This is a genomic window from Labrenzia sp. R5_0 (assembly GCF_017743835.1).
GTDB lineage: Bacteria > Pseudomonadota > Alphaproteobacteria > Rhizobiales > Stappiaceae > Roseibium > Roseibium algicola.
In genome coordinates, this window is sequence record NZ_JAGHRK010000004.1 from 593,246 (window position 1) to 611,081 (window position 17,836).

Annotated in this window: 18 protein-coding genes; 11 read left to right on the plus strand and 7 right to left on the minus strand. The window is 59.4% G+C overall.

Going from position 1 to position 17,836, the window contains the following annotated elements; translation table 11 throughout:
• Nucleotides 1-130 precede the first annotated feature (130 nt).
• The 3 genes from J7447_RS22715 to J7447_RS22725 are packed head-to-tail and all read left to right on the plus strand — an operon-like array spanning nt 131 to nt 3,773.
• A complete protein-coding gene (locus J7447_RS22715) occupies nt 131-1,669 on the plus strand; it encodes a sugar ABC transporter ATP-binding protein (protein ID WP_031270191.1) in 1,539 nt (512 codons plus the stop codon).
• Entirely contained in the window at nt 1,666-2,694 is a 1,029-nt protein-coding gene (locus tag J7447_RS22720; protein ID WP_023002859.1) for an ABC transporter permease, read from the plus strand. Before J7447_RS22715 ends, J7447_RS22720 begins: the two co-directional genes overlap by 4 nt.
• A gap of 56 nt (nt 2,695-2,750) precedes the next feature.
• On the plus strand, nt 2,751-3,773 hold the full coding sequence (locus J7447_RS22725) for a substrate-binding domain-containing protein (protein ID WP_228872690.1): 1,023 nt from the start codon (nt 2,751-2,753) through the stop codon (nt 3,771-3,773).
• Between the two features lie 101 nt (nt 3,774-3,874).
• On the opposite strand, the gene J7447_RS22730 is transcribed toward J7447_RS22725, so the two are convergent.
• The 3 genes from J7447_RS22730 to J7447_RS22740 all read right to left on the minus strand — a co-directional run bounded on the left by J7447_RS22730 (nt 3,875) and on the right by J7447_RS22740 (nt 8,748).
• Complete coding sequence (locus tag J7447_RS22730) at nt 3,875-5,332, minus strand: PAS domain-containing methyl-accepting chemotaxis protein (protein WP_023002861.1); 1,458 nt, start codon at nt 5,330-5,332, stop codon at nt 3,875-3,877.
• A 206-nt stretch (nt 5,333-5,538) separates the two neighbouring features.
• The gene (locus tag J7447_RS22735; protein WP_209171036.1) at nt 5,539-6,633 is read right to left on the minus strand and encodes an HD domain-containing phosphohydrolase; all 1,095 of its coding nucleotides are present in this window, start codon (nt 6,631-6,633) and stop codon (nt 5,539-5,541) included.
• A gap of 474 nt (nt 6,634-7,107) precedes the next feature.
• Complete coding sequence (locus J7447_RS22740) at nt 7,108-8,748, minus strand: Cache 3/Cache 2 fusion domain-containing protein (RefSeq protein ID WP_209171037.1); 1,641 nt, start codon at nt 8,746-8,748, stop codon at nt 7,108-7,110.
• 342 nt (nt 8,749-9,090) lie between these two features.
• On the opposite strand from J7447_RS22740, the gene J7447_RS22745 reads away from it, so the two are divergent.
• From J7447_RS22745 to J7447_RS22775, 7 genes are all read left to right on the plus strand, one after another.
• Nucleotides 9,091-10,125: an iron ABC transporter substrate-binding protein gene (locus J7447_RS22745; RefSeq protein WP_055659755.1), complete on the plus strand. Its 1,035-nt coding sequence runs from the start codon at nt 9,091-9,093 to the stop codon at nt 10,123-10,125.
• Nucleotides 10,126-10,157: 32 nt separating this feature from the next.
• The gene (locus J7447_RS22750; RefSeq protein WP_286189449.1) at nt 10,158-11,144 is read left to right on the plus strand and encodes an iron ABC transporter permease; all 987 of its coding nucleotides are present in this window, start codon (nt 10,158-10,160) and stop codon (nt 11,142-11,144) included.
• Nucleotides 11,141-11,935, plus strand: coding sequence for an ABC transporter ATP-binding protein (locus tag J7447_RS22755; protein WP_152507541.1), 795 nt, complete (start codon nt 11,141-11,143; stop codon nt 11,933-11,935). The genes J7447_RS22750 and J7447_RS22755 overlap by 4 nt, the downstream gene beginning before the upstream one ends.
• A 60-nt stretch (nt 11,936-11,995) precedes the next feature.
• Nucleotides 11,996-12,328 (plus strand): metalloregulator ArsR/SmtB family transcription factor, encoded by a 333-nt coding sequence (locus J7447_RS22760; RefSeq protein WP_023002867.1) that lies wholly within the window; start codon nt 11,996-11,998, stop codon nt 12,326-12,328.
• Nucleotides 12,325-12,753 carry an SRPBCC domain-containing protein gene (locus J7447_RS22765; RefSeq protein ID WP_023002868.1) on the plus strand — a complete coding sequence of 143 codons (429 nt, stop codon included), beginning with the start codon at nt 12,325-12,327 and terminating at the stop codon, nt 12,751-12,753. The genes J7447_RS22760 and J7447_RS22765 overlap by 4 nt, the downstream gene beginning before the upstream one ends.
• 20 nt (nt 12,754-12,773) lie before the next feature.
• On the plus strand, nt 12,774-13,187 hold the full coding sequence (locus tag J7447_RS22770; protein ID WP_152505337.1) for a DUF1801 domain-containing protein: 414 nt from the start codon (nt 12,774-12,776) through the stop codon (nt 13,185-13,187).
• A 109-nt stretch (nt 13,188-13,296) separates the two neighbouring features.
• Nucleotides 13,297-13,509: a hypothetical protein gene (locus J7447_RS22775; protein WP_023002870.1), complete on the plus strand. Its 213-nt coding sequence runs from the start codon at nt 13,297-13,299 to the stop codon at nt 13,507-13,509.
• A gap of 77 nt (nt 13,510-13,586) precedes the next feature.
• Here the strand turns inward: J7447_RS22775 and J7447_RS22780 are convergent, their stop codons facing one another.
• The gene (locus J7447_RS22780) at nt 13,587-14,087 is read right to left on the minus strand and encodes a c-type cytochrome (protein ID WP_209171039.1); all 501 of its coding nucleotides are present in this window, start codon (nt 14,085-14,087) and stop codon (nt 13,587-13,589) included.
• A gap of 9 nt (nt 14,088-14,096) precedes the next feature.
• Nucleotides 14,097-14,555: a cupin domain-containing protein gene (locus J7447_RS22785; protein WP_083660780.1), complete on the minus strand. Its 459-nt coding sequence runs from the start codon at nt 14,553-14,555 to the stop codon at nt 14,097-14,099.
• A 111-nt stretch (nt 14,556-14,666) separates the two neighbouring features.
• On the opposite strand from J7447_RS22785, the gene J7447_RS22790 reads away from it, so the two are divergent.
• Complete coding sequence (locus J7447_RS22790; RefSeq protein ID WP_209171040.1) at nt 14,667-15,659, plus strand: LysR family transcriptional regulator; 993 nt, start codon at nt 14,667-14,669, stop codon at nt 15,657-15,659.
• A 490-nt stretch (nt 15,660-16,149) separates the two neighbouring features.
• Here the strand turns inward: J7447_RS22790 and J7447_RS22795 are convergent, their stop codons facing one another.
• Nucleotides 16,150-17,043 (minus strand): DMT family transporter, encoded by an 894-nt coding sequence (locus J7447_RS22795; RefSeq protein ID WP_209171041.1) that lies wholly within the window; start codon nt 17,041-17,043, stop codon nt 16,150-16,152.
• Nucleotides 17,044-17,047: 4 nt separating this feature from the next.
• Nucleotides 17,048-17,788: a TenA family protein gene (locus tag J7447_RS22800; RefSeq protein WP_209171042.1), complete on the minus strand. Its 741-nt coding sequence runs from the start codon at nt 17,786-17,788 to the stop codon at nt 17,048-17,050.
• Nucleotides 17,789-17,836: the final 48 nt, after the last annotated feature.

Below are 17,836 nucleotides of genomic sequence, written 5' to 3' on the forward strand. Positions count from 1 at the left end.
TTGTTCCTCCCTATTTTGCCCCGATAATGGTCAAGATTATTCAAAAGTCAACACAGTTGACAAATGCCTATTTAGCGTGTTGTAACGATGAGAAGCGGGGGAGGAACTCGCAAAAATATCGGGAGGAAAGGTGCCAGACGTCACCTGTAAATTGAGCGGCTTGGAAAAGTCCTTCGGGCGCAACCACGTGCTTCGGGGGATCGATCTGGAGCTGCGCGCCGGCGAAGTCACGGCGCTGATGGGAGCCAACGGTGCCGGCAAGTCGACGCTGGTGAAGGTCCTGTGCGGCTATCATTTTGCCGATGCCGGCGAGATCGAGCTGGCCGGTGCCCCCTTCAAGCCGCTTGATGCGGCCGATGCCATCTCAAAGGGTGTCGTGACCGTTCACCAGTCCATTGATGACGGTGTCATTCCGGATCTCGATGTTGCCACCAACCTGACGCTGGACCTTCTGACCGAACCGGGCGCCGATTTCTTCGTCAACGACAGGAAACTTCGCCGGCAGGCCCGCAAGGTTGCCGAGAGCATGGGTCTGACGATGGACGTGCGCACCCGTGTTGCGGATCTGGAGGTTGCCGACCGCCAGATGATCGCGATCGCACGTGCCATGGCCCGCGCGCCGAAGCTGCTCATTCTGGACGAGCCGACCTCATCACTGTCCGCTTCCGAAGCCGACCGCCTGTTCGCGCTGATTGACCGGCTGCGTGCGGAAGGTGTCGCCATTCTCTATATTTCCCACCGCATGTCGGACATCCGCCGCGTGGCCGACCGGATCGTTTCCATGCGAGACGGGGCGATTTCCGGCCTGTTCGAGACAGAGCCTCTGGACTACGTCGGCGCGGTCAACGCCATGCTTGGCCACCAGATGACCGAGGTCGATATCGATCCGGTTGCCGGCGGCGATCCGATCCTGGAAGTCGATGGTGTGCGCCTACACGAAAATGGCCCGCAGATCGATCTGACTGCTCGCGAAGGCGAAGTGGTTGCCCTGACGGGTCTGCTCGGCAGCGGCACCACGGAACTGGCGGAAGTGCTGTTTGGACTTGCGAAACCGGCCGGCGGCACCTTGCGCCTGGACGGCAAGGCCTACACTCCGAAGAGTGCGGAAGACGCCGTCGCCAAGGGTGTATTCATGTCGCCAAAGGACCGCAGCGTGAACGCCGTGGTGCCGGACTTCGACATCGCCAACAACATGACACTGCCTTTCCTGGGGGCATTCAGCCGGTTCTCTTTCCTGAGCGAACGCGGTCAACGCCGGGCTGCTGACGACATGATCGGCAAGATCGGGATCGTCTGTCAGGGCAACGGCGACGGCATCAACACCCTGTCGGGTGGCAACCAGCAGAAGGTCATGATCGGCCGCTGGCTGTTGCAGGCAAGCCGCGTGCTGTTGCTGGACGAACCTTTCCAGGGTGTCGACATCGGCGCCCGGCGGGACATCGGCCACTACATCCGGCAGACCGCAAAAGGGCGCACGACGCTCGTCTTCGTGGCGGAAATCGACGAGGCCCTGGAAATCGCCGACCGCATCGTCGTCATGCACGAGGCCGCCATCGTCGGCGAATACATCAACAAGAACGTCGACCTGAACCGTCTGGTCGCGGATGTCTCGGGGCCCGCAGGCGGGCAGGGGCAGAGCGAGCCAGCAACGCAGGCAATGGCAGGATGAATACCGGAACAATGAACAAGAACCCGCTCGAACTTGCCATCCGCTACGGCTTCCTCGTCCTACTCGGCGGACTGGCCCTTTTCTTCAGCCTCTATGCCAGCGGCTTTGCCAGCCCGCGTTCGGCAGTCTTCATCCTGCAGTCGGTGGCCATTACCGGCATTCTCGCACTCGGTGTCACCTGTACGCTTGTGGTGGGCGGGTTCGACCTGTCCATCGGCTCGGTCGCAACCTCGGCGCTGATGCTGTCCGCCTATTCCATGGTGGTGCTGGAGCAATCCGCCTTTGTCGCGGTTGCACTCTGCCTGGTGATGGGGGCGGTCGTCGGGCTGATCAACGGGTTCCTGATCGTGAAGATGCGGGTGCCGGACCTTTTGGCGACGCTCGGCATGATGTTCCTTCTCATCGGTTTGCAGCGCATTCCGACCCAGGGCAATTCGATTGCGACCGGGATGAGCCTGGGCGAGGGCGTCGTTGCGGAGGGAACGTTCTCCGCGGCCTTCCTGTGGCTCGGTCGGCACCGGTTCGACCTGTTCCTGGACCGGTTGCTGCCGGTGCCGGTGGTGGTGTTCCTTTTGATCGCGCTGCTGATCTGGCTGTTCCTGGGGTACACCCGCCATGGCCGCCTGATGTATGCCATCGGCTCCAACGAACGGGCTGCCGAACTGGTCGGCACAAACGTGCAGCGCTACAAGATCGTGGCCTACATGATTTCCGGCATGCTGGCATCGGTTGGCGGCATTTTGCTGGCTGCCCGCCTTGGCCGCGGTGACATCGCCTCCGGCAACAACCTTCTGCTCGACAGCGTGGCCGCAGCCCTCATCGGCTTCGCGGTACTGGGCGCTGCCCGCCCGAACGCCTTCGGCACGGCGGCAGGGGCACTGTTCGTCGGCATTCTTCTTCAGGGGCTGACGATGATGAACGCTCCTTACTACATGCAGGATTTCGTCAAGGGCGCCGTGTTGGTCGCCGCCCTTGTCTTCACATTCTACCTGTCCTCGCGACGTGGGGGCCGGAGAACAGCGTGACGCCCTGAATGGCGCCGTTTCCATTGGGAGGAAAACAAATGCTGAGACGTGAATTCATGAAGCTGGCGGTTGCCGCCGGGATCGGGCTTTCCGGCGGAGCGGCTTTTGCAGCCGACATGCCGGCGCCGTTCGACAAGCCGGAAGAGGTCAAGATCGCGCTGGTGCGTTATCTGTCCACCGGTGACTTCTTCCAGTCCTATCTTTCGGGTGTTGAAAAGCAGTCAGCTGCCCTTGGCGTTGATCTGCGTGTTCTCGACAGCCGTCAGGATGCCGCCCTTCAGGCCGACATGGTCGATCAGGCCATCGCGCTTGGTGTCGACGGCATCATCATCCAGCACGGCCTGACCGAATCCATGAAGGCCGCCGCACAGCGCGCCGTCGATGCGGGCATCAAGGTTGTCGCCTTCGACGTCAACGTTGAAAACGATGCGATCCCGCAGATCGAACAGTCCGACTATCTGCTCGGCAAGCTGGCCCTGGAACAGGCGATCAAGGACAATGGCGACAGCTTTACCGCCGGCTATGTCTATGTGCCGGGCATCGCACCGCTGGACCGCCGCGACGTCGCCTGGAAGGAAGTCAAGGAAGCCAATCCGGGGATCACGGAAGCGGCCATGTTCGGCACGCTGGATAACCCGATTGCCAACTCCGTTGCCAACCAGGCCCGTTCGGTGCTGCAGGCCAACCCGAACATCAATGTCGTCTTTGCCCCTTACGATGAATTTGCCAAAGGCGTGAAGATCGCGGTCGATGAAGCCGGTCTCAACCAGGACATCGCCATTTATTCCGCAGACGTTTCCACGGCCGATATCTCCGCCATGCGCGAGCCGGATTCCGCCTGGGCGGCTACGGTCGCGACCAACCCGGCGGTTGTCGGTGAGGTCAGCGTGCGCACGCTGGCGCTGATGCTGGCAGGTGAAGACCCGGGCAAGCAGGTTGTCGTGCCGCCGACCCTGATCACCCAGGACTTCCTGAACGAGCAGGACGTCAAGAACATGGAAGAGCTGGGCCAGAAGATGCCGCAGTTCCAGCATGCGGATGTTTCTGTTGCCGAGTGGATCCCGCTTCCGGCGCGCTAAGGCCAGGTTCAATAACCCGTCAAAAGAAAACCCGGTGCGTTGGCACCGGGTTTTTTTGTCTGGCAGGGACGGGGCGTGATGTCAGATTACGCGTCCCGTGTTCACATCAGGGATTGCGAGGCCTGCTTAACGTTCTTGGTCGCGGCGTCTATCTGGGCAGTTGCCGAGGAGATCGACTGCATGTTGGAGGTGATCCGTTCCACGCCCTGGGCGGCTGAATGCATGTTGGAGGATATGTCGTTCGTAACCGCCGACTGCTCCTCGACCGAGGATGCGATGCTGGCGGCGATGTCTCCGACATTCTTGATGACCGCAAGGATCGATTCGATTGCGGCAACTGCCTGACCGGTCGTCTCCTGCATGGAGCCGATCTGGTTGGAGATCTCTTCGGTTGCCTTGCTTGTCTGCGCGGCGAGGCTCTTCACTTCGGAGGCAACAACGGCAAAGCCCTTGCCGGCTTCCCCAGCTCTTGCGGCCTCGATGGTCGCGTTCAGGGCCAGGAGATTGGTCTGGTCGGCGATGCCGTCAATCAGTTCGATTACCGAACCGATGGTCTTTGCATCCTCAGACAGCCCGCTCATGATGTCACTTGACCGCTCGGCCTCGGTCGCAGCGCTTTGCGAAACTTCAAGCGCGGTCTGGACCTGGCGGCTGATTTCCTGAATCGAGGCAACAAGTTCTTCTGCCGCCGCCGCGACAGTCTGCACGCTGGAATAGGTCTGTTCGGACGCTGATGCGGAAGTTGTTGCCTGTTCCGTCGTGTTGGAAATGGCCGTGGCGATTTCGGAAAGATCCTGGTCGATGCCCTGTTGAACGGTCGCGCGGCGACGTCTTTCGACGACTTGCGGAGTGCGGTCAGTCGCGAACTTCACGACCTTGAAGGGACGACCGGCGGAATCGAATATCGGATTGTAGGTTGCCTGGATCCAGACTTCGCGCCCACCATTGCCGATGCGCTTGAACTCACCCGCCTGAAATTTGCCTTCGGCGAGATTCTTCCAGAACTGCCGGTACTCCGTGCTCGCCGCATGGTCCTTTTCGACGAACATGCTGTGTTTACGGCCCTTGATTTCATCGAGGGAGTAACCCATCGCGGACAGGAAATTTTCGTTTGCGTCGAGGATCGTGCCGTCGAGGTCGAAATGGATCACGGCCTGCGACCTGTTCATCGCCTCGACCTGGCCTTCAAAATCGGCGCTCTTCTGCTTGCGCTCGGTGATGTCCGAGGCGATCTTGACTACCTTGACCACCTTGCCGGCGGTGTTGAGGATCGGGTTGTACGAGGCCTGAATCCAGACCTCCCGACCGCCCTTGCCGTAGCGCAGGTATTCGGCGGTCTGAAATTCGCCTTGCGCCAGCTTTTTCCAGAAGGCCTTGTATTCTGCCGATGCCGCGTAGGCGGGGTCGACAAACATGCTGTGAGGTTTTCCCTGAACTTCATTGAGGGCGTAGCCCATCGCTTTCAGGAAATTGGGATTGGCAGTCAGGATCGTGCCTTCGGGTGTAAACTCGATGATGGCCTGCGAGCGGTTTAGCGCATCAAAGGCGGCTTTCCACATGTTCGACCCTGAAAACAGCACCTTGTTTACTCCCGGTTTTTGCCTCTGTAGGGGGAGATATTGTCGTAGGGGAAACTGAAGAAAGAGTTTCAATGACCCTTTCTAGTCGGACGATATAGCTATTTTTGACAACACAAATAGGTGATCGCGCAATCCTGAGACGGTGTCGAATTTAGCGCTGCAGCCTTGGGGTGTTTTCCCAGGTCTCAGGCCCTGGCCTGCCGCCGGACACGGCCGAATTCCGAGCTCAACACCTGGGTTCTAAATTTTCGCAACAGGTCCATGTCGAGCTTGCCCTTCATCTCGAACATGATTGCAAAGGCCTGGCGCGGACTGAGGCTGTCCTTGTAGGCTCGTTTTTCGGTGAGGGCGGAATAGATGTCGCTGATCGTCAGAAGCCTGACCCTTTGCGAGATCTGATTGCCCTTGAGGCCATCCGGATACCCGGTTCCGTCCAGAAACTCATGGTGACACAGCGCCATCTCGACAACCTGCTTTGGAACTTCCTGGCGCGTTGCCAGCATCTCCCGGCTAAAGAGCGGATGTTTGTTGACAAGCTCACGTTCTTCCAGGGTCAGCCTGCCAGGCTTGTCCAGGATGGAAAGCGGGATCTTGACCTTGCCCAGGTCGTGCACCAGCGCACCCAGGCCGAGAATTGTCTGCTCCGCTTCGGAATGGCCGAGTGCACGCGAAAACGAAACCGTGTGTCCGGCGACCATCATCGTGTGGCAGAAGGTGTGGCTGTGGTGGCATTGAACCGCACTCAACCAACTGTCGAGACCGTCCGTCATGATGACCGAGGTGATGTCCTGGGCGTTGGTTGCCAGAAGCTGCATGGGCAGGGGAGCGCCGGAAAGGGCTGCGGCCGACATCAGGTTCAAGCCCATGCTGGTGGTTTCAACCGACTTGACGATTTTCTCCGAATACCGGCTGGGCAGCGTCGGTTTGGAATAGTCGCCAACCACTTCGCGTATTTTTTCGAACAGTGTCGCGAATTTTTCCTCGCGATCGATCAGATTGTAGAAGCCGAGCTCGCGCGCCTGCAGCACGCTCTGTCTGCTTTTTGTGTCAACGATGCCGAGCGTCGGCGCCGTTTGGCCGCTTCTCGAAAAATCCCGAAGGATTTCGATGTGGTCAGTGCCAAGGTCCAGAAAGTCGACAAGAAGCAGCGAGCGGGGCTTGATGTCCCTCAGGTTGGCGCGGGAGAAGGCAATTCGTTTTGTCGGGTAGAGGGTCGCGATTCTGGCGAAACGCGATGGAAAATTTCCGAAATCCACTGCCGCAACTAAAATTTGAACCATGATCAATCGGCATCTGAAACAATTTTGGTTGAAATCAAGGATTGTAGAAAAAACCTAAAAAAGGTTTAGTAAATCTGCCAAGTAAAAATACGCAGGATGCCGAGTAATTTTTGCTTCGGACACTTCCCTTTAACCGCATGTGTGAATTGGCCTGACTGTAAACGTTAAAGGCACTTGGTAAATAATCGTGTGCAGTGCAGCAAAGTTTTGGCTACGCGAAAAGTGCTGCGTGACGGTTGCAGGGCTGAAAGTCTCGCCTTTTCAGGTGCTCGACGTTTCCTGCGCTCACCAACGTGCCGGGCGGGCTGGCCTGTGCGGTTTCTGGATAAACGTGGTTGGAGGCTGATTGCCGCGACGCAGGGCTCTGATGTCGGGAGAGTTCTGAGCGAAAACCGGATGCCGAAAACGAAAACGAAAAGGCGCGGACGATGTCCGCGCCTTCCTGACAAGATAAATTGTCGATGGTTGGTTGCCTCAGGCGGCTGCCACACCGTTCAGGAATGTTTCCACTTCCTGTTTCAGCTCTTCCGTGCGCGAAGACAGCATTTCCGATGCGTCCAGAACCGATTGGGAAGCCTGCGACGTCTGATTGACCGCACTGGAAAGGTCCGACATGCAGGACGACACGAAGGTGGTGCCTTCGGCGGCATTCTGGGCGTTCTGCGAAATCTCGCCGGTGGCCGAGCCCTGCTGGCTCACGGCTGCCGCGATGGTGCTGGTGTAGGAATTCACCTCTTCCATGATCTTGGTGATTTCCGCGATCGCACCGACCGAGTCCTTGGTCGCATCCTGAATGGCGGTGATCTGGGCGCTGATTTCCTCGGTCGCCTTGGAGGTCTGGGTGGCCAGTTCCTTCACTTCCGCTGCGACGACCGCGAAGCCCTTGCCGGCTTCCCCGGCGCGTGCAGCTTCGATGGTGGCATTGAGGGCCAGCAGGTTTGTCTGCTCGGCAATCGCCTGGATGAGCGTTACCACTTCGCCGATCTTGGAGGCGGAGGCTGCAAGGCCTTCCACCTTTTCGTTGGTCATGCGGGTGCCTTCGGTTGCCCGGCCAACAACTTCCGTCGTCTGGGCCACCTGGCGGGAAATTTCGCTGATGGACGCAGAGAGTTCTTCCGCGGCACTGGCCACGGTCTGAACGCTCGATGTTGCTTCATCGGCGGAGTTCAGGGTTTCCGTCGCGCTTGAGGCGCTCTGGCCGGACAGGTCGGAGAGGTGTCCCGCGGTGCCTTCCAGGCCATGAACGGTTTCGTTGACCGAGTTGAGCACGTTGGAGACATTGGTCCGGAAGGTTTCGATCAGACCCTGAACACGGTTCTGGCGGTCGATCGCCGCAGCTTCGGACGTGCGCTGGTGCTCGGTCAGTTCGATCCGCTCGACGGCCCTGTCACGCAGGGTGCTGACGGCCTGGGCAAGCGTGCCGATCTGGTCGGAGCGTTCCTTGAAGGGGACTTCGTCTGCGAGATTGTCCTGCGCAATCTGGTCCGTGATTTCCGCAAGGCGTGTAATCGGACGCAGCTGGCGGCGAATTGCGAGGATCAGGAGGACCACCGAAACGGCGACAACCGGCAGCACCAGCATCGCGTAGCGGCTGGTCAGTTCCCATGCGTTGGCTTCGACTGCGGCCTTTTCCACGCCGGCATAAAGGATGCCGAGGATATCGCCCTTGGATGAGAAGATCGGCTGGTAAACCGTGAAGTAGTCCTTGCCGAGAATGGTGGCCTGCCCGTGAAAGGTCTTGCCCTGGGTAACGACAGGATAAACCGCGCCGTTCTGGCCGAGTTGGGTTCCGACGGCACGCTTGCCGTCACCCTTGATGATGTTGGTGGTCTTGCGCCAGAAATCCTTCGTTTCCGGATCCCAGGCAAAAACAGTCGCGGTTTCACCTGTCATGCGCCCGACGGCGTCGATCATGTCATGGTTTTCGAACACCGGCATTTCGGCCAGTTCGATCCGCTTGACGTTGCTGTTCGCGTCCCAGGTGACCTTTGCACCGTCGATGCGGTCCTGAAACAGCGTCGCGGCCACGCGAAGGTTGATTTCCTGTTTGACCTGGGCACGGTCCTGCGCCTGGCCAAGGGCGACCTGATACAGGATAAAGCCCACAACAATCATCGATATTCCAAGCACGCTGGCAGAAATAATTGCGAGCGTCGAAGTCACGCTTAATCGGGACAAGAACTTCTTCATCATTTCCCCCAAGGTCATAATTGGGATCATCTTTGTCGATTTGCGTAAATTAAGAATGAAAGAAAATTCGCGTAAAAATAGCAGTGATAATCACAGTTTAGTGAGCGTTTCATAGTTCCGTGAAAGGGCTGCATTTTATGTTGTTTTTGTGTATTTTCTCCGCGTGATCCATCTCTGTACCGATGGAGTTTCTGTCTTGTCGCTTTCCTGAAGCTGAACTGAAATGAACAGAAACCCTCGGTCAGTTAAAAGAATGCTGGAGGAAACATGACGCGCCTGGCCGCCATTTGCCTTTTCCTGCTTTGCATTTCGGGGACGTCCGTCCTGGCGCGAAGCGTTACCGATTCCGCGGGTCGTACGGTCGAGATCCCGGATACGGTGACCCGGGTGTTTGCTGCCGGGCCTCCGGCGTCCATTCTCGTCTATGCGCTCAAACCGGAAGCGCTGCTCGGCTGGCCGAGAGCGCTGCGGGACTACGAGAAGCCATTCATCGCCGAAGCCTTTCGGGACCTGCCCGAGACCGGCCGCCTGACCGGGCGTGGCGGGGAGGCAAACCTGGAGCGGGTTCTTGCCCTGAAACCCGATCTGATCATCGATTTCGGGTCCGTCCGCGATACCTATATCGATCTTGCCGACCGTGTGCAGGAACAGACAGGGATTCCCTATCTCCTGGTCAACGGTCGGTTCGATGAAACCGCCGGCGCGTTGCGTCTTGTGGGCGAGGCGCTTGGCGTTCCGGAGCGTGGAGATCTTCTGGCCGCAGATGTCGAGGCAACCTTCACCGCGCTGACGTCGGCACTCGGTGCCGTGCCCGAGGCGGACAGGCCGCGTGTCTACCTCGCCCGTGGGGCGGATGGACTTGAAACAGGCCTGAAAGGCTCGATCAACACCGAAATCATCGAAAAGGCCGGTGGGCGCAACGTTGCCGATGTGCCCGGGCAATACGGACTGGTGCAGGCAAGTCCCGAGCAGATTATCGTTGCCAACCCGGACACAATCGTGACGTGGGATCGTAGCTTCTATGAAGCTGTCTGGCAGGATCCCCTGTGGCAAGGCATTGCCGCGGTACGTGAAGGCCGGGTTTTCCTGTCGCCAACGGCCCCTTTCGGCTGGATCGACAGGCCGCCGTCCGTCAATCGGATGATGGGTTTGAAATGGCTTGCAGGCCTATTCTATCCCGAACTCTGGGATGGGGAGCTGCGTCAGGAAACCGCCGACTTCTATAAGTTGTGGTATCATGTGGACCTGAGTGAAGCAGAGCTCGACACTCTGCTGGAATGGGCAAAGGGGCGGGCTCCCTGACCGGCAAATCTACTTCTTTCGCGCGTTCCGGCTTGTTCGTATGGCTCGGCCTCGCGCTTGTTCTTGGCAGTTTCGCGGCTCTTCTGATCGGCCCGTTTCCGCTTACGCCGTCCGAGGCCGTCGGTGTGCTGACGCGCGTCGTGTCCGGCGCACAGCCTTCGGGAGCGCAGGACACGGTGCTGCTGTCGATCCGTCTGCCGAGGGTGGTTGCCGCGCTGCTGGTCGGCGCTTCGCTTGCTGCCGCCGGTGCGTGTTACCAGACCCTTTTCCGCAATCCGCTGGTGTCACCGGATATTCTCGGTGTTTCTGCCGGCGCGGGGCTCGGCGCCGTGCTCGGCATCTTCCTGTCGCTTCCTGTCGCGGCAATCCAGCTGATGGGTTTTGCCGGCGGTCTTGCCGCTGTTGTTCTCGTCGGTTTTGTTGCCGCGACGGTGCGCGGTGGAGACAGCACGCTTGTCCTTGTGCTTGCAGGCGTCGTCGTCGGCGCTCTGGCGGGGGCGGCGACATCCTTGCTCAAAGTGCTGGCAGATCCTTATGACCAGCTTCCGGCGATCACTTTCTGGCTGCTGGGCAGTCTGGCAGGCGTGAAGGCCGGCGATATCCTGCCGGCGGTACCTGCAGTTCTGTTCGGCCTTGTCCCACTGTTCCTGTTGCGCTGGCGGATCAACGTCCTGTCTCTGGGGGATGAAGAAGCGAAGGCGCTTGGTGTGGAGGCCGGTCGGCTGCGGCTTGTTGTCATTTTCTGCGCGACCTTGATCACCGCAAGCGTCGTCGCCATTGCCGGTGTCGTGGGCTGGGTGGGGCTGGTGATACCGCATATCGCCCGGATGATCGTTGGCCCTGGTTTCGGGCGCCTGTTGCCGGCAGCAGCCTTGCTTGGTGCGGGATACCTTCTTGCAGTCGACACGCTGGCACGCACGCTCTCGGGAACTGAAGTCCCGCTCGGCATTCTGACCGCCGTTGTCGGTGCGCCATTTTTCCTGTGGCTGCTTGCCAGGGGGAGGCGGGCATGGGCGTGAAGCTCAGGGCTGAAAACCTGTCCATCGGCTATCCGGGCCACGATGTCGGGAGCGAGTTGAACCTGACCGCTTCCTCTGGCGACGTCTATTGCCTGCTGGGGCCCAACGGGTCCGGCAAGACCACTCTTTTCAAGACGCTTCTGGGGCTGTTGCCGGCGCGTGGAGGCACGGTGCTCGTGGAAGGACGACCGCTCAAGTCGCTGTCCCGTGCAGATATCGCGACGCGGATCGCCTACGTTCCACAGGCACACGCCGCGCCTTTTGCCTTTCCGGTTCTGGAAGTCGTGTTGATGGGCCGAACCGCAAAACTGCGTGCCTTTCAGCAGCCCGGCCCGCGTGACAGGGACGTAGCGTTGGCGGCGCTGGAAAGGCTCGGTATCGGGGAACTCGCCGGTGCAGACTATACGCGGCTTTCCGGTGGACAGAGGCAACTGGTGCTGATCGCCAGGGCACTTGCGCAGGAAACACGTGTCCTCGTGATGGATGAGCCGACAGCCAGTCTCGATTTCGGGAATCAGGCACTGGTGCTTTCCGAAGTTGCGGGTCTTGCGGCGGACGGCCTGACTGTTGTCCTGTCGACCCACGACCCTGATCACGCCTTTGCAATCGGAACCAGGGTGGCCTTGCTTCACGATGGTCGCATCAAGACGGATGGCCCTCCAAAGGAAGTGCTGACAAGCGCTGCTCTTTGCAAAGTCTATGGTGTCGATGTGCGGATCGAACAGTTCGCCGATGGCCGCACCGTCTGCCTGCCGTCACTTGCGCGCAAGCGGGAAGCGGTGCAGGTCTGAATTGCCCCTTGACTAATTCATAACTTCGAGGTTATCAATCAAATCAATAACCGTGGAGTTATGAATTTGAGTGAGCCAACACCTGACCTTCTGTTTCGGACGCTGGCCGACCCGACCCGGCGGGCGTTGTTCGAGCGGCTTTGCCGCGAAGGCGAGCTGACAGTGCGGGTGTTGACCGATCAGGCCGGTGTCTCCCAGCCCGCAGTTTCCAAACATCTTGGCGTCCTGAAGGAGGCCGGGCTTGTCACGGACCGCCAGGAGGGCAGGCAGTCGCACTATAGCGCCAGGCCCGGAGCGCTCGCACCGCTGGTCGACTGGACTCAGCGCATGAACGTGTTCTGGGAACGCCGGTTCGACGATCTGGAAGACCTTTTGAGAAGAATGGACCAATGAGTTTCTCGGACGAAGATACCCTTGCTGTTGTCGTGGAACGGGAAATTCCCTTTCCCGCGGAAAAGATCTGGCGCGCGTTGACCCAGCCCCACCTGATCGAGGAATGGCTCATGAAAAATGCCTTCAAACCGGTTGTCGGCCACCGCTTCGACCTGAGTGCCGACTGGGGAATGGTCGATTGCGAAGTCCAGTCGATCGAGCCGCATAAAGCGCTGGCCTACAGCTGGAACACCAAGGATCTTCGAAGCACCGTGACCTGGACATTGACCCCGACGGATAACGGCACCCTTCTGCGTATGGAGCAAATCGGCTTCACGCAGGAACAGCTGCCCTACTATCGCGGTGCAAGCGCCGCCTGGCCCCGCTTCATGGAAGCGCTGGAAAGCGTTGTTGCGCGGCTGGACGATGCCGGCAAAGACGCCTGATAACCGCAAGGAAGACGACCATGGACAATCAAATGTCCCCCGCGCAGCAGATTGACGCCAGGATCGCAGAACTTGACGACTGGCGTGGACGCACACTGGCGCGGATGCGCGCCCTCATTCACGATGCGGTTCCCGAAGTCGAGGAAGCCTGGAAATGGCGCGGTGTTCCCGTCTGGGAAAAGGACGGCATCATCTGCACCGGCGAGACTTACAAGAAAGCCGTGAAGCTGACGTTCGCAAAAGGCGCGTCACTTGATGATCCGGCTGGTCTCTTCAATTCCAGCCTGGACGGCAACGTGCGCCGGGCAATCGACCTGTTCGAGGATGCAGACATCGATGAAGCGGCGCTGAAAGCCCTCGTTTGTGCAGCCGCCGAGCAGAATGCCGCTGCCTCGGCCGCCAGGAAATCGCGCAGGAAATCAGCCAAGGTCTGACAGTCTGCCGCGCGGCGGCCTGAGCGCACACCTCCAACTCTCAAGAACCCTTTGCTGACGGATCTTTCCGGCAGACGGGATCTTGCGTCGTGATCACCAGGAGCAAACCATGAATTGGAACAAGATCATCCGTCAGCTGCACCGCTGGCTGTCCATAGCCTTTACGCTGGCCGTGGTTGTCAATCTGGCTGCCATGGGGCAGTCCGAGCCGGCACTCTGGATCGGTTTACTGGCGTTGGTGCCATTGATCTTCTTGCTGGTATCGGGACTTTACCTTTTTGCCCTGCCTTATGCCGAAAGGTGGCGTCGGCAGGCACGTTAACGGGCAGTCGATTGGAGGATAGCCCGAATTCGGCTTCCAGGCGCCGTTGGCCGTCAGGCCAACGGCATTGGTGTCCCCTATCCTGGAAACCTTATCGTGAAATAGGGGGCAGGGGCGTTTTCCCCCGGCGCAATCAACCCTGGAACGGGATTGTCATCCGGTGTCAGGGACTGCAGGTAGCTCGCAAGAGCTTCGGCGTCCTGTGTGGTCAGTCCGGCGTAGGCAGGCCAGGGCATAACGGGAATGAGCAACCGTCCGTCTGGTCGAACGCCGGTCGTCAGGGCCGTTACGATTTCTTCCGTACTCCAGGATCCCGCCCCGCCATTGGCGGGCGTGAGGTTCGGGCCCCAGACAATACCTGCCTGCGGAATTTCGAAGCCGACATTGCCGCCGATGAGCCCGGCTTCGGGCATCGGCGCGCCGTTCGGTCCGCGCGGGCTGTGACAATCGGCGCAAGCCATGATCCGGGCAAGATAGGCTCCACGTGCAGCCTTGTTCTCATCCGCGGACGCGGATCCTGAAAAGGCCGCGAGCACCGCAAAAGCCAGAATGGTTCTCTGGAAGACCAAGCAGATCATTGCCGCCTCCTAAGCCGCAGCCTGACCTGGAAGCATTTCCAGGCCGTAGTCGGGAGCAAGTTCCATGAAACGTTCTGCTCCTTCTGTGCCAGCTTCGGCAGCGCGTGCGAACATCGTTTCGAACCCGCCGGGCGTAACGGTCACATCGAGCCAACCCTCGACAACGCCGACATTGCGAAACGCATGCGGGACACCACGTGGCAGGACGACGACATCACCTGGATGGACGTCGAAGACTTCATCGGCGCACCAGATGCGGAAATGACCTTCGCGGACATTGAACATCTCGTCTTCCTTGTGATGAATGTGCAGGGGGACACCTTCTCCGGGCGGAACGATTTCCTCAAAAAATCCAAGCCGTCCGCCGGTATCGGCACTCCGCACCCTTAAGCGGCGGAAGCCGAGTATTTCGTTTTCGCAAGCGTCCCGGTGCGCCGCGATTGCGGCTGCATTAAAAATTGCTGTCATAATGGGTCTCCTCAAGCCGCAAACTGCGGCGAGGGCAAAAAATACGACTTTCCCGAAATTGCGGAAGTGGCGATACTCCGGACAGTTTGTCCGGTTTCACAGGACGTTCGCATGGCACTCTTTGATGCAATCGAGATCTTCGCCAGGGTGGTTGAAGCCGGAAACATTACCCGGGCCGCCGAGCAGCTCGGCTTGTCCAAATCCCGTGTCAGCGAATGTGTCATTGCCCTGGAAAAACGTCTGGGGGTACGCCTTCTCGACCGGACCACCCGTCACGTTTCTCCAACCGAAGCCGGTGTGATCTTCTACCAGCGCTGTACCCGTGCACTGGAAGAGGCACATGCGGGTGTAACTGAAGTGATGGCGTATCAGGAAACCCCAGTTGGCCATATGCGGATCGGTGCGCCTGAAGCTTTTGCTGACCGGTTTATCATTCCGGCACTCGGGTCTTTTCTTGCAGAGAATCCGCAAGTGACAGCAGAAATCGTCGAAGACATGCGCATGGTCAACCTCGTTGAGCAGCGTCTCGACCTGTCGATAAGGATCGTGCGTGAACCGGAGCCTGCGACGATTGTCCGTAAACTCGGCATGTCGGAGATCCTCGTCTGTGCCGCACCGGACTACATCGCAAGGCATGGGGTGCCGCAACATCCCGTCGACATTCCGGACCACAAGTGCATCGGGTTCGCTGCGCTCTACTGGGCACGGGAATGGCCGTTCTTGTCGCCTCAGAAACACACCGTTTCACTGTCTCCCGTGATGATTTGCAACAGCACGGCATCGCTACGGGCAGCAGTCGTGTCGGGTATCGGCCTGGCGGCACTCCCCCGTTGGGCGGTTGCCACTGAGCTGAATGAGGGGGCCCTCATCAGGGTGATGCGGGACTGGACGCTACCTGAAAGCGGCATCTATGCCGTCTATCCTTCAAACCGACTGGTGACGGCGAAGGTGCGCCGCTTTGTCGATCACCTGGCGCCGATCCTGCGCCAAAGTCTAAGCGACATGCCGGACATGGACGTAGCGCAAGATGGATGTCCCGCAGATGGCGTAAATGTGATTTCGGATGGTTCGCGCCCCGACGAACAGGCCGCCAGTTTGCGGTGATCTGCGCTCATTACCGTTCGGTTTTGGCGGCCGAATGGCGCTGCTTGGCTGTAAATCGATGCTGACGCCTGTTCCTGTCATTGAGGTGTTTGTTGCAAAAATACACCCAGTAGTAGTAATTCAGGCGAGGTTGAGAAACGGGTTTAAGTAAATTTTTCGAAAAAAGTACCGATATATTCCCCAGATGGGGAATAGGAGATATGCCGTAGGGGCATAAGATCTTCCTGGCTGCGTCGGGGCGGTATGGCTGTTTAAGCTGGAACGTCTTGTTTGGTGTCAGCTGTGTTTTTGCCGGTTGCTTACTCGAGGGGCGGTCGGTCCTCGAAATTCGTTTCGGGTGTTTTTTAAACTATCGATACTGGCGTTAGGGAGCCGGGTGAGGTCGGAACTACCCGCTTGCAGCCCGCTGCAAAGTACCGGTTCGAATCCGGCTCCCATATTCCTCTCACACTTGTAGATCCATTGTTCCGATCTGCCAACTTCCTTTTGCCTAGCTGGCAAAGAGCAGCGCACTGCCTGCCACAACACCTGCCGCGCCTACCCAGGCGCCGAGCGCCGGTGCTTCCCCGGTTCGCCACCACATCATCGGTAGCATGAGGACGGGTGTCGTTGCCGACAGGGTCGCGATGATACCGACTTCTCCGCCGGACAGCGCGAACAGGATCAGCGTCATCCCGAGACCCATGCCGAGCAAGCCGGAAATGGCGATCAGGCCGACGACCGGAAGCGTAAAATTTCCCGCCGGCTTGACCCAGCTGACCGGAAGGCGTGTCAGGAGCAGCAGGCCCACAGCAGCAACGCCGACGCGTATGCTGGAAGCTGCGACCGGGTCAGCGCCGGTTTCCATGATCGGACGGGCAATGAGGGAGCCGACCGACTGGGACAGTGCTGCGGCAAGGCCGAGAAGCACGCCAATCCACACCGGACCCTTGATGTTTTCCCATTTGTGAAGTTGGGACTTGCGCTTGCCGAAACGGATGGCCAGCAGGACCCCCAGAAAGGTAAGGCCGATACCGACCATCTGCGTGGGGCTGAGGTTTTCGTTCAAGAGCAGCCAGCCGAGGATCGCCGACATGGGGGCATTCAGAGAGAACAGCATTGCGGTCCGGCGTGGACCCATGCGGTTCAACGTCAGGAAAAGCGCGGTGTCGCCAAGAAAGATGCCGACGAAACCGGACAGGACTAGAGGCAGCATCTGCGCGTCGCCGATGGAGCTCCACCCCGTGGTCAGGAACACCCAGGCGCACAGCATCAATGCCACAAGCACCATGCGGGTACAGTTGAAGGCAATCGCGCCGAGATGCTGAGCGGGCCCGGTGGAGAGCAGACCTGTCAGCGCCCACAGGGCAGCCGCGCCGAGGGCTGCGGCTTCATAGAGAAACATCGGGTCAGGTCCGTAACAGATCGTCCTCCGGACCGGGCACTTTGCCGGTCCAGGCGGCTTCGAAGAAGGCGACTTCCAGTTTGCTCATCTGGCGGAAAAGGCCCGCAACGCGGGCTTGCTCGGGTTCCGGCAGAGTGGGGCCGATCCGGTCCATTTCCGCCCGAATCCAGGTCACGAAGGCCTCGAAGCCAGGCACGGCGTGCAGGTCAATCCATTCGGCGAGATAAAACGCATCCGGGCGCGGTTTTCCAGCTTCGCGCTGGCCCCAGGTCAGGTAGCACCATTCCGCGCAGAGAAGGCATGCAAGCCCTTCGGCGTAACTGCCTTGTCCGGACGATTTCAGCAGGAGCTGCGAGAAAGCGCGGGTCACAGGGCCCTGTGCTGCGGTCTCGTAAACTTGCGGCTCCACACCGAGCGCCTCGAACGAGCGCAGGAAATAGTCGTTTTCCTCCGAGGTCAGCAGAGCCAGGAAACCGGAGAGCCGCGACTTGGCGGGCATTCCGGGGGCTTTGGCGACGAGATATCCCAGAGTGGAAGCGAGATCCGTGACGAAGGTGTAATCCTCGATCAGATAACGCGCATAGGCTTCCTCCGGCATGGTGCCATCGCCGATCGCAACGGTGAAGGGGTGGCTGCACGCATCGCTCCAGTAGGGCTCGGCGCAAGCTGCCAGCCAGTCGGTGAAGCGTCCGCCGGGAGCGCTTTCAAGGAAGTCGGTGAACGACCCGTCAAATTGAGAGGGCATGGGAGAAAACTCGTTGGCGACCTTTGCGAACGCCGGGAATAGGGGATG

What these genes read in the sequence shown, in the direction of transcription:
- J7447_RS22720 (WP_023002859.1), top strand. Translation starts at nt 1,666, where the DNA reads ATGAATACCGGAACAATGAACAAGAACCCGCTCGAACTTGCCATCCGC.
- J7447_RS22770 (WP_152505337.1), top strand. Translation starts at nt 12,774, where the DNA reads ATGGACAATCAAATGTCCCCCGCGCAGCAGATTGACGCCAGGATCGCA.
- J7447_RS22730 (WP_023002861.1), bottom strand. Translation starts at nt 5,332, where the DNA reads ATGTGGAAAGCCGCCTTTGATGCGCTAAACCGCTCGCAGGCCATCATC.
- J7447_RS22735 (WP_209171036.1), bottom strand. Translation starts at nt 6,633, where the DNA reads ATGGTTCAAATTTTAGTTGCGGCAGTGGATTTCGGAAATTTTCCATCG.
- J7447_RS22725 (WP_228872690.1), top strand. Translation starts at nt 2,751, where the DNA reads ATGAAGCTGGCGGTTGCCGCCGGGATCGGGCTTTCCGGCGGAGCGGCT.
- J7447_RS22775 (WP_023002870.1), top strand. Translation starts at nt 13,297, where the DNA reads ATGAATTGGAACAAGATCATCCGTCAGCTGCACCGCTGGCTGTCCATA.
- J7447_RS22740 (WP_209171037.1), bottom strand. Translation starts at nt 8,748, where the DNA reads ATGATTGTTGTGGGCTTTATCCTGTATCAGGTCGCCCTTGGCCAGGCG.
- J7447_RS22780 (WP_209171039.1), bottom strand. Translation starts at nt 14,087, where the DNA reads ATGATCTGCTTGGTCTTCCAGAGAACCATTCTGGCTTTTGCGGTGCTC.
- J7447_RS22765 (WP_023002868.1), top strand. Translation starts at nt 12,325, where the DNA reads ATGAGTTTCTCGGACGAAGATACCCTTGCTGTTGTCGTGGAACGGGAA.
- J7447_RS22795 (WP_209171041.1), bottom strand. Translation starts at nt 17,043, where the DNA reads ATGTTTCTCTATGAAGCCGCAGCCCTCGGCGCGGCTGCCCTGTGGGCG.
- J7447_RS22745 (WP_055659755.1), top strand. Translation starts at nt 9,091, where the DNA reads ATGACGCGCCTGGCCGCCATTTGCCTTTTCCTGCTTTGCATTTCGGGG.
- J7447_RS22800 (WP_209171042.1), bottom strand. Translation starts at nt 17,788, where the DNA reads ATGCCCTCTCAATTTGACGGGTCGTTCACCGACTTCCTTGAAAGCGCT.
- J7447_RS22760 (WP_023002867.1), top strand. Translation starts at nt 11,996, where the DNA reads ATGAATTTGAGTGAGCCAACACCTGACCTTCTGTTTCGGACGCTGGCC.
- J7447_RS22785 (WP_083660780.1), bottom strand. Translation starts at nt 14,555, where the DNA reads ATGACAGCAATTTTTAATGCAGCCGCAATCGCGGCGCACCGGGACGCT.
- J7447_RS22790 (WP_209171040.1), top strand. Translation starts at nt 14,667, where the DNA reads ATGGCACTCTTTGATGCAATCGAGATCTTCGCCAGGGTGGTTGAAGCC.